Annotated in this window: 12 protein-coding genes and 1 tRNA gene; 3 read left to right on the top strand and 10 right to left on the bottom strand. The window is 42.8% G+C overall.

Annotated features, from left to right (window positions below):
• Positions 1–123: 123 nt before the first annotated feature.
• The 3 genes from H6G32_RS02210 to psbZ form a co-directional block, all read right to left on the bottom strand.
• Positions 124–195 (bottom strand) — tRNA-Gly (locus H6G32_RS02210).
• Between the two features lie 122 nt (positions 196–317).
• Entirely contained in the window at positions 318–890 is a 573-nt protein-coding gene (ribH, locus tag H6G32_RS02205; RefSeq protein WP_190454109.1) for a 6,7-dimethyl-8-ribityllumazine synthase, read from the bottom strand.
• 196 nt (positions 891–1,086) lie between these two features.
• Positions 1,087–1,275, bottom strand: a complete 189-nt coding sequence (gene psbZ / locus H6G32_RS02200; RefSeq protein WP_190454106.1) for a photosystem II reaction center protein PsbZ — start codon at positions 1,273–1,275, stop codon at positions 1,087–1,089.
• 289 nt (positions 1,276–1,564) lie between these two features.
• On the opposite strand from psbZ, the gene H6G32_RS02195 reads away from it, so the two are divergent.
• Entirely contained in the window at positions 1,565–4,258 is a 2,694-nt protein-coding gene (locus H6G32_RS02195; RefSeq protein WP_190454104.1) for a CBS domain-containing protein, read from the top strand.
• Between the two features lie 219 nt (positions 4,259–4,477).
• Here the strand turns inward: H6G32_RS02195 and H6G32_RS02190 are convergent, their stop codons facing one another.
• Positions 4,478–4,774 carry a hypothetical protein gene (locus H6G32_RS02190; protein WP_190454490.1) on the bottom strand — a complete coding sequence of 99 codons (297 nt, stop codon included), beginning with the start codon at positions 4,772–4,774 and terminating at the stop codon, positions 4,478–4,480.
• A gap of 352 nt (positions 4,775–5,126) precedes the next feature.
• Between H6G32_RS02190 and H6G32_RS02185 the strand changes: the two genes are divergently transcribed.
• Entirely contained in the window at positions 5,127–5,444 is a 318-nt protein-coding gene (locus H6G32_RS02185; protein ID WP_190454101.1) for a YciI family protein, read from the top strand.
• A 164-nt stretch (positions 5,445–5,608) separates the two neighbouring features.
• Here H6G32_RS02185 and H6G32_RS02180 read toward each other — a convergent pair whose 3' ends face one another.
• The 5 genes from H6G32_RS02180 to H6G32_RS02160 form a co-directional block, all read right to left on the bottom strand.
• Positions 5,609–7,690 carry a TonB-dependent receptor plug domain-containing protein gene (locus tag H6G32_RS02180; protein WP_190454098.1) on the bottom strand — a complete coding sequence of 694 codons (2,082 nt, stop codon included), beginning with the start codon at positions 7,688–7,690 and terminating at the stop codon, positions 5,609–5,611.
• A gap of 329 nt (positions 7,691–8,019) precedes the next feature.
• On the bottom strand, positions 8,020–8,943 hold the full coding sequence (locus H6G32_RS02175; RefSeq protein ID WP_190454093.1) for a tetratricopeptide repeat protein: 924 nt from the start codon (positions 8,941–8,943) through the stop codon (positions 8,020–8,022).
• 93 nt (positions 8,944–9,036) lie between these two features.
• The gene (gene petJ, locus H6G32_RS02170) at positions 9,037–9,375 is read right to left on the bottom strand and encodes a cytochrome c6 PetJ (RefSeq protein ID WP_190454090.1); all 339 of its coding nucleotides are present in this window, start codon (positions 9,373–9,375) and stop codon (positions 9,037–9,039) included.
• 278 nt (positions 9,376–9,653) lie between these two features.
• The gene (locus tag H6G32_RS02165) at positions 9,654–10,148 is read right to left on the bottom strand and encodes a GNAT family N-acetyltransferase (protein ID WP_190454088.1); all 495 of its coding nucleotides are present in this window, start codon (positions 10,146–10,148) and stop codon (positions 9,654–9,656) included.
• A 91-nt stretch (positions 10,149–10,239) separates the two neighbouring features.
• Entirely contained in the window at positions 10,240–11,409 is a 1,170-nt protein-coding gene (locus H6G32_RS02160) for an RpoD/SigA family RNA polymerase sigma factor (protein ID WP_190454085.1), read from the bottom strand.
• Positions 11,410–12,204: 795 nt separating this feature from the next.
• On the opposite strand from H6G32_RS02160, the gene priA reads away from it, so the two are divergent.
• Positions 12,205–14,757, top strand: coding sequence for a primosomal protein N' (gene priA, locus H6G32_RS02155; RefSeq protein WP_190454082.1), 2,553 nt, complete (start codon positions 12,205–12,207; stop codon positions 14,755–14,757).
• On the opposite strand, the gene H6G32_RS02150 is transcribed toward priA, so the two are convergent.
• A complete protein-coding gene (locus H6G32_RS02150; protein ID WP_190454079.1) occupies positions 14,758–15,519 on the bottom strand; it encodes a red chlorophyll catabolite reductase in 762 nt (253 codons plus the stop codon). It abuts the gene before it with no gap.
• Between the last annotated feature and the right edge of the window lie 13 nt (positions 15,520–15,532).

Below are 15,532 nucleotides of genomic sequence, written 5' to 3'. Positions count from 1 at the left end.
ACAGCCACCTTTAGACTTGTATAGCAAAGGACACATATAACTAGTCGGCTGCATCTAAAAACTGTCCAATTAAGCCAGTTTAGATTTATCATAGCTTGAGACCGACGGTTAAATCTTTTTGAAAGCGGGTAACGCGATTCGAACGCGCGACATTCACCTTGGCAAGGTGACGCTCTACCACTGAGCTATACCCGCAATTTCTGTATGAATCCTATCTTCTCAAATAAACTCTTATTTGTCAACCCCTAATTTAGATGAGTCCTGAATTTTGTATTTGTTGACTCAGGAGAACCAGCATTCAGGACTCAGCACTTGCCTCAGCCCAGTTCTTCTGATTCTGGAGCAAAGTTACCGACTAAGGACGCTGGTAAGGGTTGGGCATTACGAGTATATGGTTCTGCCAGGTTAGAGCGCAATTGCCGCATGAGGCTAGCCATTTCTAAGGCATTCATCGCGTAGTCCCAGCCATGATTGCTTTTAATCCCTGCCCGTTCTAAGGCTTGCTGCATGGTGTCTACTGTCAAAATGCCAAAAATCACGGGTACGCCTGTTTGAAAGCCAGTGGCGGCAATTCCCTTGGCAACTTCCGAGGATACGTAATCAAAATGAGGCGTTTGCCCCTTAATCACCGCGCCCAAGCAGATTATGGCATCATATCGATGGGAAAGTGCCAGTTGGCGAGCGACGAGGGGCACTTCAAAGCTTCCAGGTACCCAAACGTAGTCTACCTGTTTGCCGTGGGGATTGGTATCGATGCCGTGACGTTTCAAGCAGTCTTGACACCCTTCTAGCAGCTTAACTGTCACTAGATCATTGAAGCGACCAATAACCAGGGCAAAGCGTAAAGGATCTGTTTGAGTATGGGTAAAACTTCCCTCAAAAACTGCCATAACTGTCTCAACTCACTATAAGTGCTTAATCAATATACATTTCTTCTCTCAATGCAGAGGAGCAGGAAAGCACAATCAGGAAAAAAGAACAAAGAAAAAGGAAAAAATTTCTCCTTTTGTCTTTTGAGCTTTTACTTTGGCTTTTCTGCTCCTCTATTCTTTATATTATGTGGCTGTACCTGGGCAAAGCCGTCGCCTAGACCACAAAAAAGTTTAATACGCCAACTAAAAGCACCAAAGCAATCCAAACTCCAGAACCAACCCAGAGCAGTTTTTTAGATTCAACCCAATTTTGGGGAGTGGCGTAGACAACAGGGACGCCAACAACTAGAACAAAAGATATCAGAACTAAAGATATTAAAGAAATTTGGAATACTACGGTCATTTTTGCTTCTCCCAAGATAGCGAAATATTGACACTCCCAAGGCTACCGCATGGCGGACACTGCGGGCAACGAGCGTGAAGGGTGACACTGATAGTTTTCCCCTATTTTTAAGCTATCAGAAATTGCGTCACTATAGACATTAGTTGGTGGTTAGTGGTCAGTAGTTTATTTTTACCACTGCCAACTGACCGAAAAGGGGACTCTTGACTGGTGATGGGGTAAGAGTTTTACCAATTACCTTTTTAAGGCATAAAGTACATTGACCATTGACAACAGACTATTGATCAATATGGACTTAATTCTTTGCCACACAACAGCTGATTTTGACGCTTTAGGGGCGGCGGTGGGGCTAACGCGCTTGCTACCAGGAAGCAAGATTGTACTTACTGGTGGAGCTCACCCACCTGTAAGGGATTTTTTGGCATTACATCGGGATGAATATCCGCTGATTGAACGGCGTTCGGTCAATCCAGAAAAAATTCGTTCCCTAACTGTAGTAGATACGCAAAAGCGCGATCGCCTGGGTAAAGCTGTCGAGTGGTTAGATTTACCCCAGATCAAAGAAATCATAGTTTATGACCATCACTTAGGACAAGTACTAGATATTCCCGCTACGCAATTGTATGTTTCCCCTGTGGGAGCTACCACTACTTTAATGGTGGAACAGTTGCAACAACGGCAAATTTGCCTCACGACCTCCGAGGCAACTGTGATGGCTTTGGGCATCCATGTTGACACTGGCTCCTTGACCTTTGACCAAGCTACACCCAGAGATGCTTTAGCTTTGGCTTGGTTGATGCAACAAGGGGCCAGCTTGTCGGTAATTTCTACTTACCGCGATCCCGGTTTGTCTCCCCAATTGCAGCAGCTATTAACTGAGGGGTTAGAAAATTTAGAATATCTCTGTTTACGGGGATATACCATCGCTTGGATAACTCTAAAAACTGAGGGGTTTGTACCGGGGTTATCTAGTCTTGCTTCGGAACTCGTCGAGTTAACTGAAATTGACGCCATATTGTTGGCGAATGTATATCCCTTGGGGGAAGGTGATTGGCGACTCACAATAATTGGGCGATCGCAAATTCCCGGCACAAATCTTAACCTCTTATTTCAATTCTTCGGTGGTGGTGGTCATTCCCAAGCAGCATCGCTAAACCTCCGGACAAATGACTCACAAGCAATTTTAACCCAACTCTTAGACGCGCTAAAAGGGCAAATTCCCCATCCCCCCACAGCTGGAGATTTGATGTCCTCCCCAGTCCGCACCATCCGCCCCGAAACCACCATCGCGGAAGCGCAGCGGATTTTGTTGCGCTACGGACACTCTGGTTTATCTGTAGTCAATGCCGAAGGACGATTAGTCGGGATTATTTCCCGGCGCGATTTAGATATCGCCTTGCACCACGGTTTTAGCCATGCACCAGTTAAAGGCTACATGACAACAAATCTGAAGACAATCACACCAGATACCACACTGCCACAAATTGAGGCGCTGATGGTAACTTATGATATCGGGCGCTTACCCGTATTGGAAAAAGGGCAGTTAGTCGGTATTGTTACTCGTACCGATGTCTTGCGGGAATTGCATCAAACAAGCAGTGAATTAAGCATTCTGAGTTCCCAGTCTCCATCATTATCACTCAACAGCGAATTGCACGCTCGCCTTGCACCCCAATTATGGCAATTACTCACCACAGCATCCCAAGAAGCAGAAAAACGCGGTTGGCATCTTTATCTTGTTGGCGGTGCAGTGCGGGACTTGCTATTAGCAGAAGCAGCAGCCGGCACCTTAATGATTAAAGATATTGACTTAGTAGTTGATGGTTTTCACAAAGCCGCAGATGTCGGTGCAGGTGTAGAACTAGCAAAAGCACTCCAGCAACTTTATCCTCATGCCCGGTTAGAAATTCATGGCGCTTTTCAAACTGCGGCGTTGCTGTGGCACAAAGACCCAGAATTTGATTCATTATGGATGGATATTGCCACTTCTAGAACAGAATTCTATCCTTACCCAGCAGCCAATCCTGAAGTTGAAGCGAGTTCCATTCAGCAAGACTTATACCGCCGAGATTTTACCATCAACGCCATGGCACTGCGCCTTACCTCCCCCCGTGCTGGGGAATTACTCGATTTTTTTGGCGGGTTACTAGATTTACAAGCCAAGGCAATTCGGATTTTACACCCTAACAGCTTTATTGAAGATCCTACCCGCATTTATCGCGGCGTGCGTTTTGCTGTGCGCTTTGGATTTGAAATAGAACCGCGAACAGAAGAGTATATCCGCTATGCTATCAACAGCGGCGTTTACGATCGCACCTCCCAAGAGAATAGCAAAACTCCCGCCCTGCAAACTCGTCTAAAAACAGAATTAAAACACATTCTCGAAGCCCCTTACTGGAAATCTGCTTTGCAGTTACTCGATAACTTGGGGGCGTTACAGTGCATCCATCCTACCTTAAAACTAGATGTTGAACTTCTGCGCCAATTACGTTTATTAGAACGTTGTTTACTCCGATTTGACTCGCAACAAACCTTAATTCACTGGCAAATTCGCCTAGAAGCATTAATTGCCCACCTAGCACCAGAATATCGGGCAAAGGTGGCAAAAAATCTCCAATTAGCCGATGACAGCTTCGCCAGATTGAAGAATTTAGCCCAAACTCAAACTAAAATAATGGCATCATTGCCCACTTGTCAGCGTCCTAGTCAGGTGGTGCAATTACTGCGACACTACGACTTGCACACACTAGTTTTAATTGCTGTGCAAAGTCCGCGAGCAATCAGGCATGAGATTTGGCAATATTTCACTCTGTGGGCAAATCTACAACCGCTGTTAAATGGCAATGATTTAAAACAACTAGGTTACAAACCCGGCCCGCAGTTTAGGCAAATGCTGGATGAATTATTGGCTTATACCTTGGACGGAGTAATTAAAGATAGAGGAGAAGCAGAGGAATTTTTAAGCAGGAATTATCCCCGGTAATTGATATTATCCAAATGAGGTTTTTGCACAAATTTATCACTCAAATTACAGCGATTTTCAGTTAAATGAGCCACAAGTTGGAAAATTAAAAACCCTGTAGAGACATTGTATACAACGTTTCTAAACTGTGGTCTAAATAAATGAAAACTACTGTAATCGAGATTTATGAAAGAGTAAAATTCGAGATTTCTAAAACTATTAGGTAGTGGGCGAAAGTCTTCATTCCCAAGTTGACACCAATCGCAACATATCAGGAATTTCACCTTGAGATAGAGGAAACTCCAATATAGTTTCTCGATAACCCAAATACCCAGATTCAGAAAACGACAACAGCATCCGCGCCAGCGCTAACCAAACCTCATATTCATATTCCCAATCACGATAACGCCCAGCATGACCAGCAATTGAACGTAGCGCCCAAAAATAAGAATTCCTGACCACAGAACCGCCCTTCTTAAACTCTGGTAAATCTTCGTGGTGAATAAAAAGTAATTTATTTTCAATTCTGGCTCTCATATTAGCCATTATAATTAATTTGAAATATATAACCCAGATTCCGAACTTCATTTTGTAGCATAAACAGAGGAATTTTAAATAATTTTGCCTAAGTAGAGCAACGTAAATAATTAAAGGTTTGTAGTAAGGGCTTCAGCCCTACTTTGTTCGCGTAGCGTCTCGTATCGCCAAAGGCAAGGCTGCGCCAACGCCTAGGGTCGACCACAGGAGATAGTGAGGGCTAAGAGCCGCTCACTACGAGCTAATTTCAGAATTTGTTACTTTACTTAATATAACTTGATTTTTTTTGCCTACTTACTTAAATACACTTTTAACGTATATACTACTACTGAAATCAGTTTGGAAGAGCATTATGTCTAAACTTTTTGCCGTTGTCGTAGCAACCATTCCAGAATATTACGATTATAAATTGGCTCACCCAGAACATGACCAAAATCAACTGACTTGGTTTCGTGAGCAACATGAACAAGGAACACTACTCTGCTGCGGCCCGTTTTTTCCCCATGATGGAACCGGGCTTTGGGTGATTCAAGCAGAGAATGCTGAAGCGGCTCAAGCCATTGTCAACAGTAGTCCCCGTGTGCGGGATGGGATGCTAGCGGACTCTGCTAGAGTTGTGGAGTGGCAAGTTCACATTGGACGCGACGTTTTTGGGAGTGTAAATAGCTAGAGGCGATTTTCCAGACTACCTTGCCCACTTGCTGTGCCTTACTGTCAAGCGCAAAAAAAAGGACGGCAGTTTTAGTTTATGTAGTCAGAAAATACATTAAACCTTCAATTTTTTACGCCGACCTAGTTAGCAATCCTAAATTATCAAATCTCTACACCCAATAGCTAAAAGTTTGAGCTTAAACCCACACGGAAAGTAAAGCCAGGACTGTAGATGCGATTAACTCGTTCATATTGCTCATCGAGCAAATTTTCTAAATAAATAATCACACCCAAATTGCTAGTTACAGGAATCCGTCCACTCAAATCTAAATTGACAAAAGATGGGACAAAATCTGTATTTTTGTCACCAGTTCTTACAAAGGTAGACCGACGAGAGCCACTATTGTAAGTCAGATATAAATTAGCTTGCCATCCAGCATTTTGATAACCAATACCACTTTGAAGCGAAGAGTAGGGAATCTGACCTAATTGTAACCCTTTTTCCGTTCCGGTTTTAATTTGGGCATCTGTATAAGTATAGTTGAGAAAAGTTGACCAGCCAGAAGCAATTTTTAATTGTAATGCTGCCTCTAAACCACTGGTATCTACTAAGCCAATATTTGCCCATTTCCCATTTATCACTCCCAATCGATTATCTAAACTACTGCCGAAATAAGTAAACTGTCCCAATAAATTCTCAGACAACTTGACATCCACCCCCGCAGTCCAAGATGAGCCAGTTTCTGGCTTTAAATCGGGGTTTGGTTCCCAACCATGAACCGTATCATAAACATATAACTGATCTAAGCCAGGATTGCGCTGTCCCCCAGCCCAACTTCCTCGCACAGCAACTGCTGGTGTGAGGGCATAACGTAACCCCGCACTGGGGTTGAAATAATTGCCAAATTGCCCATCAAAGCTTTGTCTTAGCCCTAAATCTACCTGAAAAATATCGCTAACCTTCCAAGTATTAACAGCAAATAATGCTGTATTCAATACACTCCGATTTTCAGTTTCATTATTGGCAATTCTACTAGGGTTATTACTCAACACATCACCGTTTAAGTCAGTGTTTTTTAAATCTAATCCCCAGCGTAATTGATTATTAGGCGTAAGTTTCCACTCATGGTCTACCCTAGCTGTGATTTGTTGTGTATCTAAAACCCCTGTACGGTTATATTCTGTGCCGCTAACAACTGTAGGGCCATAAGTGCTGAAGTAATCTTGGTTATAACCGATTGTGGTTGTGAGCTTAGAATTTTCCCCATTACCAAGTCGAGTTTTCCAAGATAAGCCAACATTCAAATTATCATGGTCTAAGCGGTCTCTTTGCAGAGGGAAACCGAAATAAATTAAACCTCGACGACTGCTGAGTGTAGTAACATCCAGATTCAAAGAATTTTTCTGATTCAAATCTATACCGATGCTACCAAAATAGGTGCTTGTAGCTGTATCTGCATTAAATAAAAATCCCTGAGCATCACGATTTGCTGCACCCACAGGAACGCGGTAACGGTTATCTATAAAATACCTTTCAAAGCTGAAGTTGTACTTGACAGCCCCAGATGAACCACCATAACTTACCTGTTGATTATTTAAACTCAATGAGCCAAATTCTACACTTCCAGTTAATTTAGGCTGACCATAACCCTCTTTGGTGATGATATTCACAACTCCCCCAAAGGCTGATGAACCATATAAACTGGAGGCAGTACCGCTATATAATTCTACTCGGTCAATGGACTCTACGGGAATGCTATTTAAATCAGTCCCACCATGATAAGTATTAATATTCGTATTAATTGGTCTGCCATTAATCAGAAATACAGATTGATTAATTGAGGCTCCCCGGTAGTATGTACCTGTGTGAATATCTGCACCATGACCGACATCATTGATGGCAAAACCAGGCATTTTTTTTAAAATATCAGCTACACTTGTCGCACCTTGCTTTTGAATTTCTTCTTGTTCAATAACATAAGTTGGAGTGGACTCAGGGATAGTATCTTTTTCCCCAATCGCTTCTATAGAAATGTCTGCATCATCTGTGGAAGTTGGCTCAGTATTTTGCTGTGGGATTGGCTGACTTTCTTGCCTAACTTCACTTTGTTGAGTTAGTAATTCAGCATTAGTAGCGGGTAATTCAATTTCACTCAAACTAGGAATGTCGGAAATTGCTTCGGGTAATTTATCAGCAGCAACAGCAGGAAAGGCTATCAATAAACTCTGTACAGCAACTGGAAGCAAAAAAAAACACTTATTCATGTTGATGTCTCACACTCGGTAATATCACTTACTAAGCGAATTGTCGCTGTTACTAGAAAGGGTGTCAAAAGACAAGCTGTCATAGTATGTCTAAACACTGACAGAGGTTAGCTTTACTCCAATTGAAAATGCCAAGTTTGCAGTTAAAAAAATATTTGTAATTTTGTACATAATATGATATAGTTCACTTTATTTGACATTAAAAATGATTGGTTACTTAGAAAGTCTAGTTTAATTATTTATCTGCTTTATTTAGTTATTCTGTAAATAAATCTGAACTATTGGCTTATTGCTTTTGATATATAACCAACTACTTTTAAAATATCCAATTAGAGACTAGCAATTTCCAATTCAGATGATATTTGTTGTTGCAGAGTTTTGAGTAAATCTAAAGTTTTTTCGTAGGCTAACTTTTGCCCTTGGTGTCCAAAGTATTCAGATGCCTGTTGTAAATCAGCGATCGCACTTTGATGGTATCCTAAGTTATATCGCGCTACTGCTCGATTAATATAAGCTAGTCCATTACTGGGATTCAGCCTAATGACTTGAGAAAAGTCACGGGCTGCACCAAAATGATCCCCGTTTCTGCCACAAGCGCAACCCCGGTTAAAGTAGGCTCTGTCATCCTTAGCATTGAGACGAATTGCCAGATTAAAGTCACCTATAGCTGCTTCTGAGTTTTGCAACTCTATTTGGGCTAAACCTCGGTCATTGTAGATATCTGCCAGGGATAGACTGATTGTCTGAGGAATTTGAGTTAATGCACGGTTGTAATCAACAATCGCCTCTGAGTAGTTTCTTTCCCCTGCAAGAGCTATCCCTCTGTTGTAGTAAGCTTGGAAATTATAGGGTTTCAGGGTAATTGCTTGACTTTGGTCAGCAATCGCATCTGGATAATTCCCTTGTCTGTAGTGTGCTAGTCCCCGGTGCAGATAAGCTTCAAAGTTATCGGGTGCGAAATTTATCGCCTGGGTACAATCTGCAATGGCTTGATGGTAATCTTGTAGTTGAAGGTAGGCTAAACAGCGATCGCTATAAGCTGCGGTAAAATCTTTTTGCTTTTGAATCGCTAGATTCAGATTTTCGATAGCTTGCAGATAATTACCGCGCTGCATATTCTCTACACCCAATTGGAAGAAATCACCAGCTGTAATTTGGGTGTTCGCTAGCGGTGATGAATTTGCACTTGGCGTGAAAAAATTTAGAGCCAAAAAAATCATCACACTGATAATTAATCGCCAGAAATGAGTCATAAGCATCTTCAAAAAGACAACTTCGGCATAAAGAAAATTGGCGGGACAAAAGCCCCGCTAATTGTTAATTAATAGCTAACACTAGATGTTGATTTACTTCTTCCAGCTTTTATCGGCTTGTGCCAACACGTAGGCGGCTACATCTTCAATCTGGTTCGCTTTTAAACGTGCCCCAAAGGCAGGCATAGCGCCCTTACCCTTGGTAACTTGGGCAATAATTGCCTCTGCTGAGTACAAACCGTACTTTTCTAAATCTGCCTTCTTTAGGGTTTTGGCTGCATTAACTAAATTTTTACCACCTGCATGACACTGGGCACAATTAGCGGTAAATACTTTAGCTCCACTGGTAATATCTCCTGCCAAAGCTGGGCTACTGAAGGCAATGGTGAAGATAGCTATGCCTAACAGTAATACTGAAACAATCTTTTTCATTTCGTGTTCCCTCTGCAAAAAACGGCTAATTTGCTGCAATATTCTCTATGATTTTCATTTGGTGCAGTTACCCGCGTCAAAAGACAGGCTGTCAAACTTCGCTCTGATGATGGGAAATTTTAGCTTTAGGGGTTGTTCAATTGATCGGTTTTAGCACAAAATCATTGTCTTGGATGGAAATGCTGGCTTTATGTAAATTTACATATTTGATCACCAAAAAAAAATGAGGAATGATCAAGAATCAAAAATCCAGGACACAAGACCCAAATTTTGCCACTTCATCCTTTATCTGCTAGCTGTGTCAGCGCCGCTTCAGTGACGCGACAAATTCGCCAATCATCTAAAATAGATGCTCCCATGCTGCGGTAGAATGCTTGGGCCGACATATTCCAATCCAACACACTCCACTCTAACCGTCCATAATTGCGCTCTAGAGCTATCTGGGCTAATTTTGTCAAAAGAGCCTTACCAATGCCTTGGCGGCGATATTCTGGCAAGACAAACAAATCTTCCAGATAAATTCCTGGCTTGGTCAGAAAGGTTGAATAATTAGGAAAAAATAGGGCAAAACCTACAGCTTGTCCAGCAGATTCTGCTAAGATTGCCTCTATATATTTTGGCGAGCCAAATAGATGCTCTTTGAGTGTGAGAGCATTGCCCGTGACAGCATGAGATAATTTTTCGTACTCTGCCAGTCGCTGAATTAATTCAAACAGTACAATGTAGTCACTTGGTTGGGCAAAACGTAAAATCAAATTGCTACGGGAAGTCATTAGTCCATAGTTTATAGTCGATAGTCCATAGTCTATAGTCAACCGTGCAATATTTTTGACTAATGACTAATGACTAATGACTAATGACTATTTAGATTAACCAGCCCTTTAAACGTTTTGCTATGTGGGGACGCCGCAGCTTTCGCATGGCTTTGCTTTGAATTTGTCGCACTCGCTCACGGGAAAGATTGAACATATTGCCGACTTCTTCCAAGGTGCAGGGTTCGCTGGTTGTGAGTCCATAGCGCAGTGAAATCACGTCTTTCTCCCGTGGGGTGAGTACGTCGCCTAAGACTTCCCAAATCTCCTGACGCATCATGTTTTCGTTCATTTTTGCTTCGGGAGATTGGTTATCTTCATCCTCTAGCAAGTCCATTAATTCCGTGTCTTCTTCTTTACCGACGCGGTGGTTGAGGGAAAGTGCTTGACGCCGTAGTTGTTGTAGTTGGCGTAGTTGTTGCACGGTAATTTCCAAAGCTTCTGCCATTTCAGCTTCGGAGGGATTGCGAGAAAGTTTTTGCTTGAGTTCCCGTTGGGCTTTTTTGAGTTTGTTAAGTTTTTCAACAATATGGATCGGTAAGCGGATTGTCCGCGCATCATTAGCGATCGCTCTAGTAATCGCTTGTCTAATCCACCAATAGGCGTAAGTAGAGAACTTATAACCTTTATCTGGGTCAAACTTCTCTGTAGCGCGATTTAAACCCATTGCTCCTTCCTGAATTAAATCCAGAAAAGGTACTCCCCGATTCAGATAGCGCTTGGCGATTGAGACTACCAACCGCAAATTCGAGCGAATCATTTTGCGTTTTGCTACCCGACCTTGATACAAGCGACTTTCTAGTTGTTTTTCTGTCATTTCTAGCTGTTTCGCCACTTGTAGCTTGGTCGCTGGCTGTCCCAGTTCTGTGCTCAAGGATTCTTGTAACTCCTTGATTTCTTCTAGAAACCTGACTCGCCGCGCTAACTCTACCTCTTCATCTGGTTTAAGCAGCGGATAACGGGCCATTTCTTTAAAAAATGCACCTACAGCATCATCATGCTCGGTTTTATTGTATCCAGAGGGACGGGCCGCCGCCATTTCATCGCCGTCTCGTTCATCTGATTCCAAATTCTCTACAATTGGAGAGTCTTCATATACCACTGGATCTAAACTATCTAGTGATGGTTCTTCATGATCAGTAGCATTCTCCAGTATTTCCATTGTTCCCAATTCAGCAATATTCATAGTTTCCTTTAGGGATCGTTGCTTTGTTTGGTACATAATTTAGTGATAGCTGCTCCTTTGAGGCTTGGTAGTTTTCCCTAAGGGACAAATACACCCGTTTATCTAGCAAAACACAAGCTTTTACTAATTTCTTTTGAGGAAGGAAAATCAGCGCCTGCCTGTAGTTTTCGGGTTACGGTTGAATACAATCCATAACGAATAGTGTGTTTTGTACCCAACAAAACTATTTTCGCAGACTACCAGCGGATATATTCCTCATTTTTTTTCGGAATCACCAAATATGTCAAACCCCTCAAACATTCTCAACCTTAACAAATATAAAAAATTCCGGGAAGGAACCCAACATCTTAAATTTTCATATATTTTTCTAAAGTTTTTTAATGCTTAGATGCCGGGAGTCACTGAAGAAATCAAAATCTTGGTGGTGGGGTTATGCATCCCTGATCAAGTTTCCCAATTAATACAAATTACCAAAATGGTAACTTAAAATCCGGATGATATTGATTGTATCAAAGCATCTCATATAGCAAAAGGGTTGAATATCTATCAATAGGTGGAAAAACGCTATTCCCCCTAACAGTAGATAGAGAAAGGGTTTCTGAAATAGCCTATACTGCCTTTATTTGTATAGTTAGCATCAAATATTTATTGCACGTATAGCAGACATTAAATTGTCTAGTAGATTACATAAAAGGAAACATAGCAAGTATTATGGGTAATAAAAGTGTAGCGAAATACAGTTTACGTGTAGTCAAAGAAAAAGTTAGCATTTAGTTAGTTAGGTTAATTTGAGGTAGGTGTGACAAATATCTATCTATAAAGTTAGAAACCATGTATATTAATGCCGTAAATTTATCTTCTTTAGTTGTGGCCGAACCTGGGGGGGCTTACCAATCCCAGACCACTCTTGATCAGTGGATTGAAGTACTTGTAGACTCTCCAGATTTTGCCACAGCAGCAGAAATAGGGGAAAAACTGTATACGTATCGATTGCCAGATGGGTTAGAAGTAAAACCTGGTGATATTGTGAGTGTGCCATTTGGCGCCAAACAATTGGGAGGGATAGCCATTCGGTTGCTATTACAACTCCCCGCAGGTTTACCACCAGAAAAAATTCGAGATGTGGAAGCTGTAATCCAGGGGAATTTTTTCAGCGATCGCTACTGTAAGCTGCTGGAACGCGTATCACACTACTATTACACAAAACTGATTCAGGTGATACGTACTGCTCTACCGCCAGGACTGCTGAAGCGTTCCCAGAATCGTATTCGCCTTAAGCCTGAAAATATTCCTCATGGTGCAGATCAATTCCTGGGTTCAGCAGCCCGTCAAATACTAACAATACTCCAGTCTCAAGCTGATGGGGATTATAGCTTCAAATACCTCAAGCCCAAGGTGAAAGGAGATTTCTATTCAGGAAAGAAGCAATTACTGCAACGTGGCTGGGTAGAAACCTATGTGGAACTACCTAGGAACTCTCGACCCCAGACGAAACTAGCGGTTACACTCGTTGACGATGGACTTTACATTAACCTTAACAAACGCCAACGGGAAATTTTAAAAGTGCTACGGGATCGTGGTGGTGAGTTATGGGTAAATGAGTTCCTTGATCTGTGTAAAACAACTACCATCACCCTGAAAGGGCTAGAAAAGAAGGGTTGTATTGTAATTCAGGAACAGGAAGTATTACGAAGAGAACAGGGGCCTGTAATCGATCAAGATTGCCCTAAATCCTTAACATCTGCCCAAGGTAGCGCTTTAGAGATCATCCAGTCCTTAAATGGATTTGCCCAAGTTTTGTTGCATGGGGTGACAGGTTCGGGCAAAACAGAGGTTTACTTGCAAGCGATCGCACCTTTACTCCACCAAGGTAAATCTGCCCTCGTTTTAGTGCCAGAAATTGGACTCACGCCCCAGCTAACAGATCGTTTCCGCGCCCGATTTGGTACTAAAGTCAGCGTCTATCACAGCGCCCTCTCAGAGGGTGAACGGTACGACACTTGGCGACAAATGCTCACGGGGGAACCCCAAGTTGTGATTGGCACCCGCAGCGCTGTTTTCGCCCCATTGCCCAAATTGGGTTTAATCATCCTAGACGAAGAACACGACAGCAGCTTTAAGCAAGATGCCCCAATCCCCACCTACCACGCCCGCACCGTCGCCCAGTGGCGTGCAGAATTAGAAAATTGCCCCTTGGTTTTGGGTTCTGCTACTCCTTCTTTGGAAAGTTGGATTAGTGTGGGTAATCCTGGAACCTCACCCTCTACCCCCCCAAGGGAAGAGAAGGGAGAAGATAGGACTCATTACCTATCATTACCTGAGCGAATATATTCCCGCCCTTTACCGCCAGTTGAAATAGTGGATATGCGGCAAGAGTTGCAACAGGGAAATCGTTCTATATTTAGTAGGTCGCTACAGTCAGCGCTACAAGAGCTAAAAGAAAAGCAACAACAGGGAATTTTATTTATCCATCGCCGGGGACATAGTACTTTTGTATCTTGTCGCAGTTGTGGATATGTGATCGATTGTCCCAACTGTGATGTGTCATTGGCGTATCACCAAACAACCGAGGTCGCACCGCAAATATTACGTTGCCATTACTGTAACTTTGTGCGATCGCATCCTCCAAGCTGCCCCGATTGCAGTTCTCCTTACTTGAAATTCTTTGGTAGCGGCACTCAGAGAGTAGCCCAGGAATTAAACCGCCAATTTCCAGATTTGAAATTAATTCGTTTTGATAGCGATACCACCCGCAACAAAGGCGCACACCGCACCCTACTCACCCAGTTTGCTAACAAAGAAGCAGATTTATTAGTGGGTACGCAAATGCTCACCAAAGGGTTGGATTTGCCCCAGGTGACACTTGTGGGTGTTGTCGCTGCGGATGGATTGCTGCATTTATCAGATTATCGCGCCAGTGAACGAGCATTTCAAACCTTGACTCAGGTTGCTGGCCGGGCGGGTAGAGGGGATGATCCAGGGAGGGTAATTGTGCAAACTTACACCCCAGAACATCAGGTAATTGAGGCGGTGCGACACCATGATTATCAGTCTTTCTCTGATGCCGAATTAGAACAACGGCAAGCACTCAATTACCCCCCTTATGGGCGCTTGATTTTGTTGCGTTTAAGCAGTCTTGATCCGATTCAAGTGCAAAACACAGCGCAAATCATCGCCACAGCTTTGAGTGATAGGGAGGGATTTGAGATATTGGGCCCAGCACCAGCAAGTATTTTGCGGGTGGCTAATCGTTATCGCTGGCAGATATTAATCAAGTTTGCCCCCGATGAATTACCAAATTTACCAGATTGGGAATTCGTGCGATCGCTTTGTCCCCTGTCTGTCAGCTTAACGATTGATGTAGACCCAATAAATATTATGTAATTACAGGATACGATCACCACCCCATAGCGATCGCACCAGTTTATCTGTCAATTCTGCCCCAAACAGCCTCACAGCGATTTGGTTGTCTGGGTCGCGTTCTGCGATCGCCCGGCGTACAATCAAGTCACGCTCAAACAAGGCAGCACGCTCATCATCTGGCACAGACTCAGCCTCATCTACCCAAATCAGCCAACGATCCATCATCTCATGAGCCACGGTGCCAACCACAGCAATTGTCTCTTCTGTAACTGGGCTGGTGTAACACAGACTGGTATGGGATTGAGCCTGACGGATATACAGCGTTTTGCTGATATATTGCTGGAAACGGGAATCCCCAAGAAATTTCAGGTATGTCTGATTCACAGGTTCATAATAGCGATCCAAATAGTCCAAGTTAGTAAATAGATCGCTGCGAGGTATGTAATCCATGTAGAAGAATAGTTTCGGCACTGTGGCAAAAGCAAAAGCCAAATGGGGAACACGGATATGCGGTTTTAGCCAATTAGTCAGGTGCATATTGCAAAAGCCTGATTGGGGATCACGCAACCATGAATGTACTAGCCAATCAATTTCTTCACCAGAGAAAGTATTCAGCGATCCCTGCGCTTCTCCAGTCAAAGCCGAGTAGCTTTGTAAGTTCTTAGTCGATGGATCTGCATGTACCTCAAAACGAGCGTCTAATTTCTGACGGAGTTCATTTGTCATCCCCCATAGCTGCTCAAATAAGGCGGTATTGTCTTTTTCTAGTTCGTGTTTAACCATTGTTTACATTAAC

Source organism: Cylindrospermum sp. FACHB-282, assembly GCF_014697195.1.
Lineage (GTDB): Bacteria > Cyanobacteriota > Cyanobacteriia > Cyanobacteriales > Nostocaceae > Cylindrospermum.
This window is presented reverse-complemented; position numbering and strand designations above follow the sequence as displayed.

Excerpts from the sequence above, each read along its gene's own strand:
- ribH (WP_190454109.1), bottom strand. The coding sequence starts at position 890 with ATGGCAGTTTTTGAGGGAAGTTTTACCCATACTCAAACAGATCCTTTA.
- psbZ (WP_190454106.1), bottom strand. The coding sequence starts at position 1,275 with ATGACCGTAGTATTCCAAATTTCTTTAATATCTTTAGTTCTGATATCT.
- H6G32_RS02195 (WP_190454104.1), top strand. The coding sequence starts at position 1,565 with ATGGACTTAATTCTTTGCCACACAACAGCTGATTTTGACGCTTTAGGG.
- H6G32_RS02190 (WP_190454490.1), bottom strand. The coding sequence starts at position 4,774 with ATGAGAGCCAGAATTGAAAATAAATTACTTTTTATTCACCACGAAGAT.
- H6G32_RS02185 (WP_190454101.1), top strand. The coding sequence starts at position 5,127 with ATGTCTAAACTTTTTGCCGTTGTCGTAGCAACCATTCCAGAATATTAC.
- H6G32_RS02180 (WP_190454098.1), bottom strand. The coding sequence starts at position 7,690 with ATGAATAAGTGTTTTTTTTTGCTTCCAGTTGCTGTACAGAGTTTATTG.
- H6G32_RS02175 (WP_190454093.1), bottom strand. The coding sequence starts at position 8,943 with ATGACTCATTTCTGGCGATTAATTATCAGTGTGATGATTTTTTTGGCT.
- petJ (WP_190454090.1), bottom strand. The coding sequence starts at position 9,375 with ATGAAAAAGATTGTTTCAGTATTACTGTTAGGCATAGCTATCTTCACC.
- H6G32_RS02165 (WP_190454088.1), bottom strand. The coding sequence starts at position 10,148 with ATGACTTCCCGTAGCAATTTGATTTTACGTTTTGCCCAACCAAGTGAC.
- H6G32_RS02160 (WP_190454085.1), bottom strand. The coding sequence starts at position 11,409 with ATGTACCAAACAAAGCAACGATCCCTAAAGGAAACTATGAATATTGCT.
- priA (WP_190454082.1), top strand. The coding sequence starts at position 12,205 with ATGTATATTAATGCCGTAAATTTATCTTCTTTAGTTGTGGCCGAACCT.
- H6G32_RS02150 (WP_190454079.1), bottom strand. The coding sequence starts at position 15,519 with ATGGTTAAACACGAACTAGAAAAAGACAATACCGCCTTATTTGAGCAG.